The following is a 21,851-nucleotide window of genomic DNA, read 5'->3' as shown; positions in this document are numbered from 1 at the left end:
TATAAAGGCTCTGATTTAGCCGGACTCCTTCACCGTGACGGTGGACTTGTTTATCCGTGAAGATGGACCGGAAACTCCGTGCAAGTGGACTTTATAACCCGAAATTTACAGAAGCCGCACATGAGCGTCAGATGTATCGCTACAAGGCACAATACTCTCTGGATTGCGACAATGGTATTGAGGACGCTGTTGTACATCGTTCTCCGACTCCGGAAGAAGCCCTGGAGGACAAACAGTTGCGCGATCAGATCTACACTGCGGTGATGGAACTGCCGGGCAAGCAGGCCAAACGGATCTATGCTCGGTTCTACTTGGATATGAGCGTGAAGGAGATTGCCCAAGTCGAAGGCGTTGACCCGCGCCGTGTGCGTGACAGTATCCATCTTGGCTTAAAAAAACTGGAAAAAGTTTTTTCTCAAGCGTCCGAATAATGCCATTTTTGTCAGTGTTATTAGAAGGACAACTTTTGCCTTCATTGGAACATTGACAACTGAATAGACGGCATTTCTGGTACATATCCCATGTACGAGCGGATCAGGTGCGCCGCCAAGAAGGACAAGCCAAGGAGGTGATGAATCGGCTGTCCTGAGCGATCAACGTAAGCCTGGAACCTGGAGATGGCACTTCAGGGCGCGGTGACTGCATGGGGGCTTAAAGATACTTCCTCACGGCCTCCTAAAGACTTGGGAGGAACCCTGCGGCGCACGAGCAAAACGACGCTGCGGAGTTATGACAGCCGCGCCAGCGGAGACCAGAAGTGTCCCCATCGTCAGGGGGGCGTGGCAAATGTGACGAAAGCAACGGATATAATCTGAAAGGCTGCGTCCATTTGCTGTTAGCAACAACAAGTCATCATTTGGGTGCAGCCCTTTCTTTTCAAAGTTAGATACCATGCGCTGGCAGCTTCGGTTGCCAGCGCATTCATGTGATTTTGAAACCGACTTCAAAGAAAGGAGAACCCTTATGAACCAGTTGACACAAACCTGTCCACAATCAGCAACCGATGAATTGGTTGACATCCGTGAAGTTGCGGTAGATAAAGACCTTCCCAAAGAGGAACGAATCGCGGCCTTTCTTCACCAAATCAAAAATCCCTATCGCTTTCGCTGCGGTGATTTTGTGGTAAACGCCGCATTTGCCAGCAACGGGGTCACATTGGAGGAGTGCCTGCAAGGGATTTTAAGGTAATCGACATCCTCGCTCTTTTTATAAAAGCGTGCTACGATGTGTATGGAAAAGGATGAAAACTGAAAACCTCGAAATCCACTCTTTTCTTGCGGGAGCTTCCGGGAGGAAAGGAGTGCTTTTTCATGCCAAAATATCAGGCAACAGCTTACATTCGTCTGTCTTACACAGATGATCGCTCCAGCGAGAGCGACAGCGTTACCAACCAGCGGAAGCTGATTGAGAACTTCATTGAGCGAAACCCGGACATCCAAATCGTATCCGAAAAAATCGACGATGGTTACAGCGGTATCATTTTTGACCGTCCGGCGTTTAAGGAAATGATGCAGGACATTACCGATGGCAAGATCAACTGCGTCATTGTAAAGGACCTCTCCCGCCTGGGACGAGAGTACATCGAAACCGGACGCTATCTGCGCCGGGTGTTCCCCACTTATGGTGTTCGCTTTATTGCCATCACGGATAACATCGACACCGCCCATGAAGGCAGCGGTGACGATCTGACCGTATCCGTCAAGAACATTATGAACGAAGCCTACTGCCGAGACATTTCCATCAAGACCCGTACCTCTTTGGATATAAAGCGCCGTAACGGAGATTTTGTTGGAGCCTTTCCTGTTTACGGCTATATGAAGTCCGAGGAAAACAAAAACCTGCTTGTACCTGACCCGTATGCTTCCCGTGTTGTCCGGGACATCTTCCGTATGCGCCTGGACGGGACAAGCGCCCTGCGGATCGCCACCGTGCTGAACGAAATGGGCATTCTCTCCCCCCTGGCCTATAAGAAAAACAATGGTTTTCCCTATGCCAAACATGCGTATTCCTGCGCTGCCTGAACCATGCTGTCACCATGGCGCACAGGGCGGGAGGCTGCCATGCTCCCTAGGCGGTATTCCTGCCGTACCGCTTCAACGGCTCTCCATGCTTCTTTATCAATTTGATCGACAAGTCATTTTCTCGCCGGCATTCCTGCCGGGCCGTGGCTGGCAAACACCACAGCTGTTTCGGACGCGAAAAGACACGGAAAGAGGCTGCACTTGATGCGCGCAGTCGTACTTTTCGTGTCTTTCAAAATTCTCGGTTATTCAATTCTCACAGGTTATTCGGCCTAAAGAAACTCTGTGTGGCACAAATGGGTATAGCAATCCCCCTTGTCCACATTCAGCATACCGAAAAACCTCGGCTCACAACTTAGTAAGTCCCATAGGAGGGAAAACCATCTCTAATAAATCCAGTATCATCATACTGCAGCTGTCAGGAAGATTCAGCTATACCTAAATCTGCTTTCCTGGCCAAAAATGCTTCATTCAACCTGCCGGGATGCTTCGCATCCTCAGCTCACTACTTAACAAGGCCCATTCTGGGGAAGTTCATCTAATAAATACAGTGTCAGTTTACCATGCCAGAAGTATAGTGTATATGACACCTAAATCTACTCGAGTTTCTGCGCGGAAGTGCAGTTTTTACGCATAACGTAGTCGTTTGCCGACATATCATTTTGCCTACGTTATGCGTAGCCTTTATGTAAAAGTTCTTGATCCTGTGTTCTTGATCGGCTACGTTATACGTTGATTCTCTGCCCTTCCCGCGAACACGGCAATGGGCAGACTACCCCCTTATTGCTTTCCATCCTCCCTAAAATGCTCCGCCCTAAGATACTTCTCCCTAAATACAGCTTTATTCTATCATCCGGCACAGGCCCTGTAAACTTGCGGTTGCCGCAAGGGAGAGATTCCGAGTACCGCAAAGCACGGGAGGACATGAAGGAGCTGCTGACGGCCAAGGCCAATATCGACCGTTTCCTTGGCACGGAGGAAGTCCATGAAGGACCGGATGCCACAAAAAAAGATGCGGAACAGTGTTGAGCTGACCGCCATAAAGCGATTTGAAAAATGCAGGACTTGTCTTGCGTTTCAGAACACGGAAACTGTGTTCTGCGGGGATTGGGGCGAAGCCTCAACAAGCAGGAAACCGTGGGTTTCCGCGAAAGCGGAGATCTGCGGTTTTCGCAAAGTGGGTCCCGCTTTGCGTTGCTTGCCGCTTTCTTGTGTATGGTTTTCGATCTCTTGCAATTCAAGGCATTTTCCAGTATGATGATAGGGAGTATGTAATGAGCGAGGTGCCTCGCAATGCCTGTCAAGCTGAATACAACTTATATCTCCGGCGCGCTGGCCCACATTTCCGAATATCCGGTTACTTCCATCGTGGCCCCGATTGGATACGGAAAAACCAGAGCCATCAGCTGGTGGGCAGATCATTGCCGAAAGAAGAAATCGGATGCTCTGATCCTGTGGCGGACCATCGTCACGGACTCCCTGACGGATTTCTGGCGAGGCTTTTGCCGGAACCTCCGGGAATGGCCGGAACTGGAAAAGGAAATGTCCGCTCTTGGATTTCCCGCAGATCCGCAGGCGCGGCAGCTGATGATGGAACTGCTGACCGATGCTCTGGCCGGGAAATCCCACGATGTTTTTTACATCATTGATGACTTGCACTTTCTGCCGGATCCCGCGTTTACATCCCTGATCCTGTTTTTAAGCGATCACCTGCCGGAGCGGACCCATGTTATTCTCCTCTCCCGCAACGTGATCTTTGACCGGGCAGCACAGATGAAGCTGGGTCCCCGCCTGTGGGAACTGAATGTGGACGATTTGCGGCTCGGAGAAACGGACGTCCGGGAATATGCACGCCGGAGCGGCCAGCTGATGAACATCCGGGATGTGAAGATGCTGGCCAGCAGTACCGAGGGCTGGTTCTCCATGGTCTATCTGAAGCTGCGGGCCTATGCGCAGACCGGAAAATGGCCGGAAAACACCACAAATATCTATCCGCTCATAGACGAGGTGCTGTTTCGCCCTCTGGAGGCCCGCCAGCGGGAATTTCTGGTGCGGCTGAGTGTGCCGGACGATTTCACGCTGGAAGAAGCGGAGTTCCTGTGGCCGGAAGATGACACTGCGGCGCTGCTGAGCCAGCTGACAGAACAAAATGCCTTTATCACCTGTACCGACGGTGTGTATCGCTATCACAATATGCTGCGTTCCTGCGCCCGGAAGAAGTTCTTACTGCTGCCGGAAACGGAACAGAATGCCACCATGATCCGCTTGGGACAGTGGTATGAGAAGATGGGCGAGTGCTGCCTTGCCGCGGAGTGCTATGAAAAAACCGGCAGCTGGGATGACCTCCTGCGGACGGTGGGACAGGACCGGGGCCTGAGCTTCGGACCCGAGCGGCTGCCGCTGATGCGCCGCTGGATGGCAAATTGCCCAGAGGAGTGCCAGCTGCGCTATCCGCAGGCGCTGCTGGTATTCATGCTGCTGCTCTTTTACGGCCGGGACATCCCGGAAATGCAGCGGTATCACGCGCTGTTTCAGCGCAGCATGGCGCTTTGCACCGACCTTTCCCGGCAGGAGCGGAATCAGCTGGCGGGAGAGGCCCTGCTGCGCCTGTCTTTCCTGTGCTTCAATGACATCTCTGCTATGAGCGCCTATTACCGGCAGATCCACGCCCTGATCCCCGCAGACCGCAACCCATGGACCCAGGGTTCGCCCTCCGTTTTAATGCTCTACCACAGCAAGAGCGGCGGCCTTGACCGGGAGAATGACGAGATGCGGGAATGTATGCCTATTTACAGCCGCGTTGCCAGCGGACATGGCAGCGGCGCGGAAACCATCATGCAGGCCGAAACGGAATTTATGCGGGGAAACCTGACCGACGCCGATATTCTCTGCCGCCAGGCGGAGGAACAGGCGCTGGAGGCGAGAGAATACAGCATTTATACTGCCGCCGCCTTCCTCTCTGCCCGGCTGGCGCTGTATGAGCAGCCGCCCCGGAATGACGTTTCCCCGCTGGATCGCGCGGCGGACACCCTGCGCCGTGAGCATCAGTACCGTTTGCTGACCACCGTGGAACTGGGCCGGGGATGGCTCAGCGCCCTGCTGGGGCAGACGGAGCAGCTCCCCGCGTGGCTGACGGCGGAAGGCGCCAGCATGGCACAGGTGTTCCCACTGATCGAGCCGGTCTTTCAGGTTGTTGTGGGCCGCGTGCTGCTGGAGCGAAGCCAGTGGGCGCAGGCAGCTGCCCGGACGCCCCGGCTGCTCCGGGCCAGCGCCGATGCCCGGTTCGCCCTGTGCGGCATCTATGCCCACCTGCAAAACGCCGTGGCGCTGATGCATCTCGGAAAGGAAACGGCCGCACGGCAAGCGCTTTGTGAGGCTTGGTCCCTGGCGCAGCCGGACGGCATCCTGCTGCCCTTCGCCGAGAGCGACCCCTGTCTGGACCGGCTTCTGGACGAGATGGCAGAGGGGGAGACCCGGAAGAGCCTGCATACCCTCGCTGCCAGGTTCCGCGCCGGACGGGAGGACACCCGGCAGGAACAGAACCTTTTGGCGCGGTACGGTCTGACGGAGCGGGAACTGGAGATCGCCGGTCTGGCGGCCCAGCGCAAGAGCAGCCGGGAGATCGCCGAAATTCTGAGTATTTCCGTGAAGTCTGTCAACAACCGCCTGAACGCCGTCTACGAGAAGCTGGGCCTGGGCGGCGAGGGGCGGAACAAGCGTCAGGCACTGGCCAAGCTCATGAAAATCTCATAATGGAATCCGGCAAATTGGGGTAATCATAGGTTAAATGCCTGTTTCATATCTCAATATACCTTTATAAAGCTCAATAAAACCCATATTTGTGTACTTTTCTGTTACATAAATCCATGTATCTACATATATTTTCATGGCAAATTGGTGCGGAATTGGTGCGGCGTATGGGAATCGACATTCGGGAAACGGGGTTCATCACGACAGATTAAGGCAACACCGCACAATTGCGTCTGCGGTCTTCGGCGGATCTTTTGAGCCGGAAATGCGGTACTTTTTCTTGCAATACACCAAGTATTCCCGCGAAAAGTACCTTTTTCCGAACTCAAAATCTCTCACCGAATACTCTTGCCGAACTATGCGGTGTTGCCCTAAAAATTGCAGTCAGAGTTTCCGGAGGACCCTATGCGCGCATCGCGCAGAGAATACATATGCTCGTATGTTCCGGAGAGAGGGGAGCCTTTATGTCACGATACAGAGAGAATTTGAACACGATATATATATCTGAACGCATGCAGGAGTGTCTGCGGCAGATCGAAGAGAGTGCGTTTACAACGATCATCGCGCCAATGGGCTACGGCAAGACCACGGCTGTGTCATGGTATCTGGAAAAACGCAGACAGATGGGAGATCAGGTATTTCGTGTCAATATCTACTCCAACAACATCAACCTGTTCTGGAAGAGCTTCTGTGGAGCGTTTCACAATACGGAGCTTGGAAAGCAAATCAGTCAGTTTGACTTCCCGATGGGCGAAACCGCTGTCGGCCTGCTTGCGGAGACCGTCCTGGATTACCTCTGTCATCGGGAGGATCAGTTTTTTCTGTTTATCGACGACTACCACCTGATGAATGACGGGCGTGTGCTGTCCATGCTGATCAAACTGACCGACATCCCTGTCAGCAACCTGCATATTATCGTTGCCTCCCGCAATGCCATTTTGTCACAGAGCGAGGATATGCATCTTGGACAACGGCGGCACGCCATCGCGACAGGTGACCTGCGGCTGAATCCCACAGAGCTTTCCATCTACTGCCGCCGCTGCGGTGTGTCCATGAGCAAAAAGCAACTTGCGGAACTCAGCGAACAGAGCGAGGGCTGGTTCTCGGCCGTCTATTTGAATCTGAAATCCATCTCCATGGGGAAAGGTCTGCTGGATGGAAGAGACGATGTTCTCGATATGATGGATCACACGCTGGTGGAAGGACTGAACGCCGGTTATGTGGAGCTGTTGCAAAAGATGTGCCTCGCCGACGAATTTTCCCTCCAGCAGGCGGAATATATTACGGAACAGACGGACGTGGCGGATCGTGTCCGAAACCTCAGTGCCAGCAACGCCTTCGTGCGGTATCTTCCCGATACCCAGACCTATCGGTTCCACCATATGCTGCAGGAGTGCATGCAGAAGCAGTTTTCCCGGCTTCCTTCCGAAGAGCAGGCGGCCTGCCGTACACGCTATGGTAAGTGGCATGAATCCCAAAGGCAGTATACCCAGGCAATCAATTTTTACGATCAGGCAGGCGACAGACGCTCCGCGCTGCGCGTCATCGGTCTGGACGGTGGAACGCAGCTTGCGGCTATCGCGCCGGAACGGATTCTCTCCTTGCTGGACAACTGTACGGAGGAGGAACTGATGGCGGAGCTCCAGGGACTTCTGGTTTTGATGCGCCGCCTGTTCTCCTGGCAGCAGATCCCCAGAATGCTGAAGATCAAGGATGTTCTGCTGAAAGCGGTGAGCCAGTCTGAGCTGGCAGAGGATGAGCGAAACAACCTGCTGGGCAATTGCGACCTCATCATGAGTTTCCTGTATTACAACGATATCACTGCCATGAGCCAACTGCACCAAAGCGCGTGCCGTCTGATGTCCCGTCCATCCATCAGCATCCCCAAAAATGGTTCTTTCACGTTCGGATCCCCCTCTGTCCTGATGATGTTCCACCGGGAAGCCGGGAAGCTGGACAGTGAGATCAACGAGATGAATCACTCCATGCCGTACTATTATCAAGTGACGGACGGTCAGGGCATGGGCGCGGAACAGATCATGGAGGCGGAGGCGTTTTTCAACCGGGGGCAGTTTGTCGATGCGCATATCATGCTGGAAAAAGCACGGGCGTCGGCTGCCGGAGAGCAGCAGAATTACATCCTGCTGTGCTGCGATTTCCTGTCTCTGCGGCTGGCGCTCTGCGGCCAGCTGCCGTATCAGGAGGAGTGGTACGAAAGGAAGCTGGAACAGTTTAAGGCATCCCGTGACCCGATGCTCTTCACGGTGCTGGACGGCTGCCTTGCCTATGTCCACGCGCTGCTGGGCCGGGTGGATCGTCTCCCCATCTGGCTCCGTGATGGAAAGCTGGCGGAGGCCAATCTGCTGAATCCTGCCCGCCCCATGTTTGAGATTATCTACAATCAGGTGCTTTTGGCCCAAAAACAATATGCGGTGGTGATCGGCCGCAGCGAGGGGCTGCTGAAGTCCTGTCAGGCGATCCCGTATTTGCTGTGCGAACTGCATATCCATATCCAGCTCGCGGCGGCCTACTATGCCCTGAACAGGCAAAAGGACGCTGAGGAGGAACTTCGCACCGCCTTGGAGATCGCTGTGCCGGACGGCATCCTCCTGCCCTTCGTGGAAAACGGTGTATACCTGCGGGAACTGCTGACGGCCATGCAGAGAAAATACCCGCAGCAGATCAGCGCCATCCTTGCCTGCGCGGATGAGATGGAGAACGTAAAGCGGGGCCTTTCCGGAAACAATTCCGCCGATCTGGGCCTGACGGAGAGCGAGCTGGCAATCGCCCGGCTGATCGTCCAGAGAAAGACGCGGAAAGAGATTGCGGATACACTGTATCTCGCGGAACACACCGTAAAAAATAAACTGACGCATATTTATGATAAGCTTCATATCTCCGGAAAGCCGACGGAGAAGCGGGAGCAGCTTACAAAAATGCTCTCAAACGAAAAATAGGGACATTTCGTCTCATTACAAAAGATTTTATCCCCAGTACAATTATTTTTGTACTGGGGATTTCTTTATGCACCAGAGGGAGGCTGTACGATGAGCAGAACAATGCCAATCAAAAGCGTAATGACGTTGGACGGGCATTTGCTGCAGGTGACGTTTCATACGGGAAACTGCGCCGTGGTGGATCTGAAACCGCATCTGCAGAGCGTACGTTTTCGTGCCTTATCTAATCAAGAAATCTGGGAAACTGCCGACACCAACGGCGGATTCATTCACTGGTATCAAAGCGGCTTTATGGTTGTTGAGTTGGCGTGGAACGAGGTCGTGGAGATGCTGTTGGGAGAATGGGCCTGATAGAGATGGTATCGTTTTCGGAGAGCTAAGAATCTTATAATAAATAATCCAGGAGTAGGAGGAAAAAACATGAAATCGCGTGTGTTCAAAAGATTTGTGTCATTGCTTTTGGTTCTGGTGTTCAGCACGCAGCTGGTGACACCGGCACTGGCTGCTGTCATCCAGAATGATGACGGCTCGTTGATATTGACAGATGAAAACGGGAACGTCATCGAGGAGGATTGGGAGGCTGAATTCCCTTACGGAACCTTCGTCTTCGAAAACAGCCAGCTGGCCACCGCTGAGGACGCCGGCGAGAAAAGCATCAAAATCTATCGTCTTGGAGGCACGGTCGGCAAGGCAGACATTACCGTGACAGTGGCTCCCGTTCTCTCCCAGATGGATGACGGGAGCTACTCCGCTTCTACGGCGGCCTGCTTCTATGACTATGTGATGATGGTGGAGGACACGCTGCCCATCGCGGCATATCAGGCCTACGGCCAGGATGTCCAGCCTCTGGCCGCGAAGGATCCGGCAACGATCTCCGCCGAGGTAGTGGAGCCTGACACCGTGGACGAGGAGGGCAATCCGGTCTACGGTCACACGGTCCTGTCCCTGAGCGTCACGGCGAGCAAGTACCTCTGGCAGGCCAAGAATGCCGACGGTATGTGGAGCGACGTGGGCACTGAAAAGACGCTGGATGTGGACAACGATGTTCTGGAACTCGGCGACATCCGCTGCATCTACACCGTGGGCGGCCAGCGCTATTGCTCTACCTCTTACAAAGGCGAGGTGTATGTGCCTGACGATGACGACCTGCCCGCCATTCCGGAGGATCTGGAGCGCAACCCGGAGAAGAGCTTCAGCGTTCTGGATCCCGAGAAGTACGAAATCGCCCCCTACGGCACCTATGAATTCACCATGACCTTCGCCGAGGGCGAGTCGGTCAAGGAAATCAGGATTTTGCCCGTGGATGACGACGAGGCGGAAAACGTGGAGCTGCTGGCTCTGCGTATCAGTGCCTGCAAGGGCGGCGAACTGTATGATACCGCCAACACTCTGGCAATTTCCATCGAGGACAACGAGGAGCAGGAGCCCAGCTTCTTCGCCTTTGAGACCACCGATATCACCGTGGACAAGGCCGCGGGGACGGCAAAACTGACCGTGTGCCGCACCGGCGCGCTGCAATATGTGACTTCGGTGGACTACCACACCGAAGACGGCACCGCCGTCGCCGGCGAGGACTATTCCTACACCGAGGGGCAGCTCTACTTCTCCACGGATATGGATGAGATGACCATCGAGATCCCTCTGATCAACAACGGCGAGGTCATCGCTGAGGAGGACAGCGACCTCAGCTTTACCGTGGTGTTGGACAACCCCATCGGCGGCGGCAACAGCGCTGTGGTCGAGGGCAAGGGTACAGCCCGGGTGAAGCTTTACAACAGCGGCGAGAGCGAAACGCCGAATCTGGCCACCATGCTCTATACCCCTGAGGCGGACGACGTGTCCGGCAATACCCAGCCCACAGGGGCCATTGCGCCCTCCGGCAGCGATACGGTGATTGCCCAGCCTGTGACGCAGGAAAGCGCGGATGTGGGTTTCTCCTTTGGGGGAAGCGGCGACGTCAGCGCGCTGACCTATGATCTCAGCGCGACCCTGAACTTCAACCGTACCACCATGCCTATCAGCACCCATTGGACCGACCGTGCGGCGCTGGATGGTTCTTTCAGCTCCAGTGCCATCGTCAACGATACCCAGGGCCTGTCCTACAACGGCTGGGATAATTATGATCAGGTAAAGAAACAGTCCGACGGCTATATGGGCCGGTATTCCGGCGCAGTTGGCAGATCGAACAATCAATACCTCAAGTGGAACAAGCAGACCGTTGAAAACTTCGACCAGATGTTCACCAATGTGTATGCCATATTCCGCGGCAAAACGGAAAACAATTCCTTACATCAGTATCACACGACCAGCTCGGTGGGCCTGACCAATAGCGCATCGGGAAACTCTCTGGACGTGATAAGCGGCACCAGTGAGTTTGTCAAAAGAGGATCGGCCGGAACATACTCGAATGTGAACAAAACAATTCCGGTTGTCCGGGGGGCTAAGGGCCTGTTCATTGCCATGGGTTCCGAGGATGTTGGCTGGGCTGATACCAGAGATGCCGGCGGCTCCATCTATATGAAGGCCGAGGCAGCGCGCCGGGTGTTGACGGGAGATATCAAATACCTGGTCCACACGGCGGATGACGATACCATCACCGCGGCGGAGCGCACGAGTCTGTACAAGGCGATTGCGCCCTCGATCTCCGTGGCGTCCGGCGCTGGCGGCGTGGATCAATCTGGAAATGTGTACGTCGGCACCACGTTGACGCTGTCGGGTCCCATTTATTCCAGCTATCAGTACATCCCCACCGAGAGCGGCAAAACTCCCCTATACCTCACCAACAGCGCGGGCGACATAGTCAACACCGGTACGGTGGGGGATGACAAGAGCGCCACTCTGAAGCTTGTGGGTTCCAATGGACTGACTTTTGCCAGTGGCGGTGATTTGAGTACCAGTGACGACTACACGGTCAACGTGGTCCTCAACCGCGTGCAGAAGATCAATGTGAATGTGGCCCCTTCCGTTCCCCGGACCGAGGACGGCAATCTGGACACTGAGCAGATCCAGAACACCGTGGACAAATTCTTTCAAAACGCGAGCATTGAACTTTCCTATAAGGTGAGCCAGACCCCAAAAATGGAGGGCGGAAATTACACGGTTCCTTTCAAGACCGAAACGAAGTACCTGACGGCGGACCAGTTTAGTAATACGTCTACCATGGTGACCTCCAACGGGACTGTCGAGAACCTCCAATACATCAATTTCCACCTGCCTCACACGGATCAGATCCTCTTTAACGGTGAAGCGTACGCAGGCGATGCCCTTATCCCCATCAGCATGGGCATGTTCGGCATGAATGAGCTTACCTTTACCTATTACGCCTCCGACTATGTCTCCGTGGAGAGCGACATGACCCTGTCCATCGGCCGTATTGAGCACTACATCGACTACAACGGCAACGGCCAGATCGATGGCGAGTTGACGGATGCAAACCAGTTCATTCTTACGCCTGTGGTCAAGGACGGAGTCGAAGTCTATGACGTGCTGGTGGAGGTCCTGGACGAGGATCAGTACAACATTACTGAGTTCCTCCCCGTCTTTGGTGCTGACGGACAGCCTGTGCAGCACTTCCTGAAATTCTACTACAATATGACCCCGCGATGCCTCTCTGTCCCGGCGGGGTACAAATCTGATGATCCTGCACAGATCCTGCCCTCTTTTGTCACCTCTATCACGGATTCGGCGGCGTTTTCTGCCCTCAGCAAGGAGATGCAGGGCTTCCGCTTCATTGACAGCGGCAAGTACACTTCCGAGACCGTTGTCTATAACAACAGCAAGAAGCCGGTCATCACCCATGCGGCGGGGTCCTATTCCGGCGACGGCAAGCTCATGTTCGGCGCGGTCGCCAACTCCCTGGAGACCGTGGACGTTCCTCTGGGCGGCGACTGCGGAACACCCACCCCCACTTATATCTATGATGGAGATGATGGTGAACAAGAAAGTAAGCTCCCGCCCTCCGAAATCCAGAAAATACACCCCAACTGGTACCTGGTCGACGCCAAGTTCCTGCGGGAGGACTGGTCCACGGACTACCGCGGCAATCTGCTCTATGAGTTCCATGATCCCGCGGCGGTCTTTATCAGCGACCCCCTCTACGGCGACATGCTGCCTGTGGCCGATGAGGATAAAAGTGGGAACTACTCAAGCGGCTATGACGCAGCGCAGACCAACCTTTATCTGGGCAGCTTCAATCCCAACGACACGGTGGCGCTGTGTATCCGTCCCCAGTCTGAGACAACGCAGCAGATCCACGCGAGCCACGACCTGCGCACCTCGGGCTCTGCAGATGTCTCCACCCTTGACGAGACCATCGAATCCGGAGAATACAGAATCAGCGTGGACTCCGTTAACCCCGCCGGATTCAAGACCGTCCCGGACGGAAGCAACCTGCGCGTCATGACCAGTCCGGACGCGGGAAGCAATCAGGGCTTCGACTCCAGTGCAAGCAGCAGCGCCTTCTCGGAGTTCAACATGGACATGGGTATTGAGCTGCCTTCCATGAGTTTCGCGGTTACGGATTATGTTACTCTCATCATAGACGGCGATGAGATAGGCTTCTCCATCGGTGTGCCTCTGGCTTCCTGCAAAAAGGAGCAAGACTACTACACGAAAAGCCAGACGAACGAAAAATTAAGTACGCACTCCTTTATCCAGAACACCAAGGCCGAATGGGAGACGGGTAATCCTGTCAGTGAGAACATTGATCAGGCCCAGGGTATCCTGGATAATCTGAACCCCAAGGGCGAACAGTGGCAGTCTATCAAGTCGGCACAGTCCCATCGGATGATGAAGAAGGACAGCAATGGCCATATCGTGAAAGACCCGAAGACTGGCAAGCCCCAGTACAACGACAAGCTGCTCCACAGCTCCAGCAAGGAGTTCAGCCTGGCCTTCAACGTCACTGTCATGTTCAAGTACAGTCCCGTTGACAATACCTATCACTTTACCAGCGCGATGATCTTCCTCCAGTTCGGGTTCGAGTACCGCAAAGAGGTCCGCCTGGGCGTCTGCCCCATTGTCTATGCTTATGTCGTGGTGGGCGTCAGCCTGGAGGCTGCCGGCGGCGTCATCAATGAGCGCGAGGTGGTGGAAGTCGCCCAACATAACCTCGGGTATATCGACATCAACAACTTGACATCGAGTACGGATCAATATACGCTGAAACAGAATACTAATGAGGAGAAATGGCGAATCGATGACCAGGACGGCGCGTCCGGCAAGAAGGTGGCCAATGGCGCTCCGGGCTGCAGCATCGAGTTTATCTCTGACAGCGACGCCTTCAACGCGTATTTTAGCGGCACGCTGAAAATCGAGAAGAAAACCGGCTCTGACGAAACGAGTTGGGAGTGTCTCGGTTACATCCGGTCTGACGGCAGCGAGCCTGTGCTGGTCATGCTGGATGAAAAGGTGAACGGAACCGAAAGCCTTGATATCCCTGTGCGGATCACGGTTCTCGACGAGCGCGCGGAAGTGGACACGATCGTGGCCATTGAGAAAATCCGCAACGATACCTACTTCTCCGGCCTGTCCCTGACCCCCTGCGCTTACATGGAAGTGGGCGCCGGCATCGGCGTGGAGTGTTTGAAGGCTGAGATCTATTTTAAGGCCAGTATCTCCATCACCATGTCCTTCTTCACCCGGCAGAACAACGCCGCCACGAAGGGCTCCAATCTGCGTGACCCCTCCTCTTCTTCCGTCTCTGTGATGGGCGCTGCGGCCAGCCTGGTCAGCAGTGATGATACGGTGTCCGCCTTTGGTGGTAGCGAAGTTGAGCCATTCAGTTTTGACAACTTCAAATTCCGGGCCGGATTCGGCGTGCGCGTGGTACTCCTGCTCTTCAATTTTGAAATGGACATGATCCAGTTCGGCATCGACTATTCTAAGGAATATGATATGAACCGTGGCGGTGATGATGGCTCAGAAGATGGCTTCAAGCATAGCGGCTGGAAATTTGCGTGGTATGCCTTCAACGAGACTACGGACGTAGCTACTTACGGACTGGACGATGAGGATGAAGGCTTCCCCGGCATCAAGATCACCATTCCTGCCAACACCTTCACCGCACAGCAGATTTTCGGGCCTGAGTACGCGGACCAGGTCATGGATGAGATCGAGGCTCTGGCCTTCGATCCCGAAAATCTCGCGGACAATGCCTTCCAGATCTCCGGCTATTCCTCGTCCGGCGACGCCTTCCGTCTGGCTGAGGGCCTCGGCTCCGGCGCGGACTATCAGCTGCTGACCGTGGGCGATGCAAACTACCTGCTCTATACCATCAGCCGGGATCCCAAAAATATCCAGAATGCCGTGGACTCCAACATGCTGGTGCTGTCTAAGATTCAGAATACCGGTGCGGAGGAGAATATCGGTCTGGTGAACCCCGTGGATGGGGGGACCGAGCCCGCCTATATTGTCGTGGACAACGATAACACCGGCGATCTGGACTTCTCCGGTCAGGTGAACGGCAATACGATCTATGTCTCCTGGGTGAGCTATGCCTCGCAAACTGCCGCGGACGGCAGCACCAAGCCCACGATGCCGGACGCAGATGTATATCGCCCCAGCTACACCGACAGCAATGACGCGACGGTGTATATGAACAACGTCAATTATGAAGAGGCGGCGTTCAAACCGGTGGAGCCGACGCTGGGTGTTACAGAACCCACTGCGCCCAAGCAAACGGATTACTATCTGACCGCTGATGAATTCGATGCACTGGGCGAAGAGCAGCAGTCGGCTTATACGCAGGATGCAGAGAGCGGCAATTATTACAATAATGCGTACGCGACGTACGCGGAGGCCGAAAGCGCGCATACTGAGGCGCTTGCGCAGTACGCAACGAACAAGGCTGCCTATGATGCAGCGAAGGAAAAATACGATGCTGAATACCAGAACTATTCGACTTTGAAGGCTGCCTACGATGCCTGGTATGGTTACTATGCCGGCAACGCCACGGCCTCCGCGAGCACCCAGGAGCTGTTGGCGAATTCCGCCCGTAACACGGTGATCAAGACGGCAAGCTTCACCGTTGGCACAAACGGCTTTACAGTGCCGGAGGTGGTAGCGGATGCGAATGACGGGGCCTATAAGTTCCTGCCCTCTGTCAGTCCCGACGGCAAGCTGACCTTCTTCGCCCGAAGCAACAATTATACTTCCGACGAGAAGACAGCTGCCACCGACAAGGCGAAAGACTACTACGACGCCAGCAAGGGTGATGTGAGCACCGACGCAAACGGCCTTTCCACCGGTTCGGGCGATCCCAGCGCGGCGTTCCGCTACGCCTATACCACCTCGACGGATGACGTCTATGGCAAGAACACGCAGTTCTTCTTCAGCTATCAGACCGGAAGTGGCAATGTCGTTACCGGCTGGACGCCGGAGGGCTGGGAGAAGGCCGGCATGCGCCTGTCCAGCGTGGACATGGTGATGCTGGATGACACGACCTTCTATCTGGCCTATACCGCCACCCGGACCGAGACCAGCGTGAACGGTACCAGTTACAGCGACGCCAACGTGCATAAGCTGTATCTGCAGAAGGGAAGCGTGAACACAGCCACCGGTGCGGTCACACTGGAGACAGCCAAAATGCTGCGCACCCTGGTGGATCTGAACGAATCCGGCGGCGGAGATGCGATGATCAACAGCCTGACCGGTACGACCGGCGTTTCCCAGGACGGCGTTTACCACAATGACGGCACCGGTCTCCGACTGGTGGAGGAACACAAAGACCCCTACTTCGGCACCGTGAAGTTCCTGCGGGGCCAACTGGGCGCGCTGACCGGGACTGAGGAGGACTTCGGTGAGAGTCTGAGCTTCGTTAAGGCTCTGGATGACACGGTAAGCCTGTTCCTGATGTTCGAGATGAACGGCATGGCCTATGTGGTCCCCGAAACGAGTCTGGCATCCATCACGGATCCCGATCAGGGGAGCGGCTGTATCATTCCCTTCTTTGCCCCCACAGAGGAGAACAGCGGACGGGGCAGCATGGACATCGGCGTGGACGGCGACGGCAACATCTCTGCCGTGTACACCAGCACCGTTCCCTATACCACCAACAACGCCATCTATGTATCCAAGTATGACGCAAACACCCAGAAATTCGGCGAGGGCCGCATGCTGGCCATGAACCAGATGCAGGTCTATGAGGACTCCATCGCCAACTGCTGGAACGCCGAGGAGACCGAGCAGGCCTACTACGGCAAACTGGAGGGCTATGAGACGGACGAACGGGGCCTGATGACCTCCTTCACCTTCAGTGATCTGGCAGTGGCGCTGGGGCTGACGAAGACGCCCGAAACTTCGGAAGACTCGGAGAGCGCAGCCGGCACAGTGGATCAGTCCACGCTGGTTATTCTGGCCCGGGGCACCAAGACCGAGCTGGAGGAAACTGAGTTCTACGGCGAAAAGGGCACAAAGATCGTCACCAGCAAGTACAAGGATGACGGTACTATGGACACCACCACCGGCATCTACGTCCTGTCCTTCGGCGTAGGTGAAAAGAGTGTGGGCGAGGCCAGCATTACCTTCGAGTCTCCCAACTTTGTGACCGGCGCGCGGCTGCGTCCCGTGGTGTCCTTCAAAAACACCGGCGACGTCTCGCTGCTTGGTTCCGAGGCAAATCCCATCACTGTGAAGCTGTGCATCTCTGATCAAAGCGGCAAAGGTTTTGGCGAAGAGCTCTTTACGTGGGAGATCACCGAAAACATCGCGGTGGGTCAGACGGTAACCACCCAGTTGAGCACCGGCGATTATACCAAAGCGCTGCCGGAAAATCTCGTGGGACGCGAGATCTACTTCACCGTGAGCGAAGACACTGAATATGTCGATTCTCCCCTCGAATACAGCTCTCTGGACGGCGGTGTTACCCGGAAAATCGAGAACAAGCCTGAGCTGGCTGTGGAAGACCTGAAGTTCAGCACCCTGGGTGTCGAGACCGTCGGCAGTGAGCAGATGGTCAAGATCGGGGTGGATATGAAGGTCACCAACCGCGGTGCGGCAAACGCCGTGGCTCCGTACATCCAGTTCGCCTATCAGAGCGGACGGACCATGGAGGAGGTCAAGGAAGGCGACACCGACTATCAGAAGGCGGTCTACTCGCCTCTGGACATCACCAACAGCAGCTTTGAGATCAGCAATCAAACTCCTATCGAAGCCGCATCCGCTGACGATGACAAGCAAAACGGTATCCTCCGTCTGGTCGGTGAAGATGGCGGAGATTTGAAGGCAGGCAACGAACGTACCGTCTCCGGTACCATTCTGGTACCCAAGGACGCCTATTGCCTGGCAACTGCCACTGGCAGCTTGAATCTGGTGGTATCCGTGTTCGACATCAATACCTCCATCAGCTCCCTGTCTGCCGACGGCCTGCTTGTCTCCGCTTTCGACAATGAGTATGTGCCGGACAACAATGCCGTCTACGATTCTCTGGAGCCCACCAGCTTCTTCTCCGCTCCCAAGAAGCTGACCATCCCGCTGGGCACCACCATGCGCCTGGCGCTGCCCGTCACTACCACGGAGCAGACCGTGCCCGTGATCGAGGTCAACGAGCTTAACTGTCAGGCACAGGCGACCAATGAGAGCCACATGGGCATTCTGTATTACAACATGGGCTCCAGCGGCACCGGCGCGGACGGCTACCTGGTTCTCAGCCCCTCCGACGAGGGCAGCGGTATCATCCGCGTAGCGGACAAGAACACCAATGCCTGGGTGGACATCTCCTACACGGTCACTGAGGCCGGCAGCGGCGTCAATATTTTCAAGGACAACGGCCGCTTCACCTGGTATAACGCCAGGGGTCAGCAGATCGATCCCGAGACGGACGAATCCGGAGCCTGGGTATTCCCGAGCGCTGTGGCCCAGTGGGGCAGCGGCGAAGAAACCACCGTCCCCTACCTGGGTGATACGTCCAATGCAAAAATGTGCAACACGTCCTTCACCTTCGACACCCTGGCTGAGACCATCGACCTCTATTTCGACGGAAGCATCCAGGTGAGCTGCAATGACGAAGACGTGGAGACGCAGAACCTCACCGCCACAGGCGGCAAGGGCGAGGACAGCTATGCCACCATCAACCTGGGCAGCAACCCCGCCAACAAGACCCGCAGGGTCACGGTCAGGGTGAACAGCGACAGCGCCGTCTTTGACTACATGGTGGAGCATTTTGCCGGCAATCTGCCGATTATGCCTGACGTCGGCGGAGAAGCTCCGCAGATCTATTTCAGCCGTATCATGCCTGAGACGGCGAGCCTGGATCCTGCGAAATATCCCGATGGCTTCTCCGTCACCGTTTATATCGTGGACGAGAACGGCCTGGCCCAGGCCACGCTCGACCCCGGCAGCAGCAATGCGGCTACGGCCAATTACAGCGCGCCAAACGACAATTTCCGTCAGTTTGACGTGGTGGTGAAGAGAAACGGTACCTTCGCAGTCAGTGCCACGGACACTACGGGCAATACCTCCAGCCGCACGATCATGGTAGACTGGTTCAACAGCACTGTGTCGGCTACGGATGAGCCTCTGGTCATGGAAAGGAACTGGGTCTATCTGGACAGCGGCAATAAACCCATTACGGCGGTTGCGGATGACGCCATGCTCAAAAAGGACCAGTTCGCCTATCTGGATGTCTCGACGAAGATTGGCAGCGACTCCGTGGATGCGGAGACCACACTCGAGTACTATCAGGTCACGACAACCACGGTCACTACCACCTATGAGCTGGTGGAGATCCCGGGTGAAACCGGGGAAGACACTGAGGAAGCCCCTGTGCCGACCACCTGGGTCCTGCGAACGACGGTCACCACCGTTGATGGAAAGGGTAATCTCGTCGGTGACCCGGAGATTACGGACACTCCGGCGGACGCGACCACGGTCGTTCCGGCGAGCAGCGTTTCCGTTGAGACCCGCGGCGTGTGGGAGAAGGTCGAGCCTGTGCAAATCGGGGATGCGGAACCCAAGACGACGCTGTATCCCGTTGTACAGAATGGCGTCTATAAGCTGACTGCGGAATCGGATGGAAAGTACGCCAATGAGATCTTCCTGATGAACCGGCTCAACAGCGACCTGCCCAGCATCAGACTGGGTTATGTGGAGGCGGAGAGCGTCCTTTCGGCGCCCAGCATTACCTATTCCGCCACCAAGGGCGAGAGCAGCAGCGCCGGACTGGCCCAAATTAAGTTGGACGACTATGTGATCGCTACAGCCGACAACGCTGACGTCATGAAGGGCTCCATCCAGGTGCTGTACAACGGCTCCTACAAGCTGACCGCTGTGGATGGCGCGGGGAACGAGCAGGATGCCACAATGGAGATCGAAGGCATTTCCCTGATGGCGCAGAATGATGCCATCACTGTCAACGCAGCCATAAACAATGCCAAGGACAACGGCAGCATTTCCATTGATGCCTCCAAGCTGATGGGCGGAAGCTATGACAGCATTGACGCCGGCGGCATCCACAATGTCTATCAGCTTGCACTGATCCCGTCCGCGGAGAACTACAATGGAAAGACCGACGGATTCGGAGCCTTTGCCGATGGACTGAACTGGAAGAGCACGGAATTGGGCGGCGTCAGCTTTGAGGATCTCGCCCCCGGCGTTTACTGCCTCTATGTCAGAGACGCGGTGGATACGCCCAACCCGGCCGAAAGCACAGAGGAGGACTATCTAATCCGCAAACTGACCGTCAATGACCACAGCGTGAACTTCACCACGACCACGACTTCCAGCAGTATTACGGTGAATGCTACCGGCGCGGAGCAGTATGAGTACATTGTATTCTCTGTGAACGGCACTGAGATGACGGGCTACGATGATATCGCTACACTCATCAAAGAGTCCAGAACCGCAGCAAACGACAACGCCAAGGCGGCGAAGGATGCGGCGGTCGCACAGGCTCAAAAGGATCTTGACAGTGCCAAGGAGGCACGTGATTCCATCACGGATACCGAATCCGAGGAATATAAGGCGGCGCAGAAGGCTGTGGATGAGGCGGAGAAGCAGCTCACGGCGATCGAGAACTCCGACATCAGCAGCTTCATTGACCAGAACGAACTGATCGACTGGAAGAGCACAAACTACTTCTCAGGACTTACCAACGGACGGCAGTACCAAGTGGTCGTCCGTGACGCGGCCGATCCTGCCCGTTATAAAGCCGCGCTGGTCATAGCGGTTTCGTCCTCCGGAGGAGGCGGCGGCAGCAGCCTCGGAAGCATCATCAGCGGTGAAACCTTCACCGAGAAGGAAGAGGCCGAGATCATCAAAAAGAACCAGGCGGATGACGTGGTGATCGAAAACGAGAAGTACATCGTCATCATCCCCCAGAGAACGCTGGAGAGCGGTGATTCGGTCAATAGCCTGCTTCTGAGCGTGCCGAGCGATTTGAGCATCGCAGACGATGGTATCGTGGTCAGCTGCACCACAGCAGACGGCAGCACCTATATTGTCCCCTGGTGTATGGTAGAGAATGAAAAAGTCCTCTATCTGGCTTTGGAACCCGGCGACTATGCTCTGGTCAACAACGCCAAGCACTTCAGCGACATTGACAGCCACTGGGCAAAGACGTATATCGACTTTGTCACCGCCCGCGAACTGTTCAAAGGAACTGGCGAAAATGTGTTCTCTCCCAATCTGACGATGACGAGAGCCATGTTTGTAACGGTCCTGGGACGGATGGCAAATGTGGATACGGCGAATTATGACGGCTCCAGATTCCGCGATGTGCAGAAAAATTCCTGGTGCAGCGCCTATGTGGAGTGGGCGGCGGATAACGGCATTGTCTCCGGTTACGGCGACGGCAGCTTCAGACCCAACAACCCGGTCACGCGGGAACAAATGGCGAAGATCCTCTATCATTTCGCCCGACTCATGGGTGAGGAAACGACAAGCAGCGGCAATCTCTCCCGTTACACCGACCAAACGCAAATCTCCGAATGGGCGATTGATCCCTGCTCTTGGGCGACCGACTGCGGCCTGCTCCAGGGCAGAGAGGACGGGTCTTTCGATCCTTCCGGTTTGGCCACAAGAGGCGAAGTTTCCGCTTTGCTGAAGCGCTTTGTCGAACACATCATCCAGCGCATTTACAAGGCCGGAAGCAACAACTGATTCCTGTGCCGCAGAGGAAACGCGTGCA

7 protein-coding genes are annotated in these 21,851 nt (G+C 55.4%); all 7 read left to right on the top strand.

Annotation, left to right across the window (positions count from 1 at the left end):
• Positions 1-62: 62 nt before the first annotated feature.
• The 7 genes from ACTNBZ_RS02985 (at position 63) to ACTNBZ_RS02955 (ending at position 21,823) form a co-directional block, all read left to right on the top strand.
• Positions 63-431 (top strand): sigma-70 family RNA polymerase sigma factor, encoded by a 369-nt coding sequence (locus ACTNBZ_RS02985; protein WP_441208163.1) that lies wholly within the window; start codon positions 63-65, stop codon positions 429-431.
• Positions 432-963: 532 nt separating this feature from the next.
• Entirely contained in the window at positions 964-1,188 is a 225-nt protein-coding gene (locus ACTNBZ_RS02980; protein ID WP_117925360.1) for a DUF6870 family protein, read from the top strand.
• Positions 1,189-1,310: 122 nt separating this feature from the next.
• A complete protein-coding gene (locus ACTNBZ_RS02975; RefSeq protein ID WP_441208157.1) occupies positions 1,311-2,021 on the top strand; it encodes a recombinase family protein in 711 nt (236 codons plus the stop codon).
• Positions 2,022-3,314: 1,293 nt separating this feature from the next.
• Positions 3,315-5,774, top strand: coding sequence for a LuxR C-terminal-related transcriptional regulator (locus tag ACTNBZ_RS02970; RefSeq protein WP_441208156.1), 2,460 nt, complete (start codon positions 3,315-3,317; stop codon positions 5,772-5,774).
• A 461-nt stretch (positions 5,775-6,235) separates the two neighbouring features.
• Positions 6,236-8,728, top strand: a complete 2,493-nt coding sequence (locus ACTNBZ_RS02965) for a LuxR C-terminal-related transcriptional regulator (protein ID WP_441208155.1) — start codon at positions 6,236-6,238, stop codon at positions 8,726-8,728.
• Positions 8,729-8,818: 90 nt separating this feature from the next.
• Positions 8,819-9,079 carry a DUF2442 domain-containing protein gene (locus ACTNBZ_RS02960; protein WP_216632772.1) on the top strand — a complete coding sequence of 87 codons (261 nt, stop codon included), beginning with the start codon at positions 8,819-8,821 and terminating at the stop codon, positions 9,077-9,079.
• Between the two features lie 69 nt (positions 9,080-9,148).
• Positions 9,149-21,823, top strand: coding sequence for an S-layer homology domain-containing protein (locus tag ACTNBZ_RS02955; protein WP_441208153.1), 12,675 nt, complete (start codon positions 9,149-9,151; stop codon positions 21,821-21,823).
• Positions 21,824-21,851 lie beyond the last annotated feature (28 nt).

Origin of the sequence: Pseudoflavonifractor sp. HCP28S3_F10, from assembly GCF_052065415.1 — a bacterium.
In the GTDB taxonomy this organism is placed as follows: Bacteria; Bacillota; Clostridia; order Oscillospirales; family Oscillospiraceae; genus Pseudoflavonifractor_A.
The sequence above is the reverse complement of the archived record's forward strand: the minus strand, read 5'-3'. Positions and strand labels throughout refer to the sequence as shown.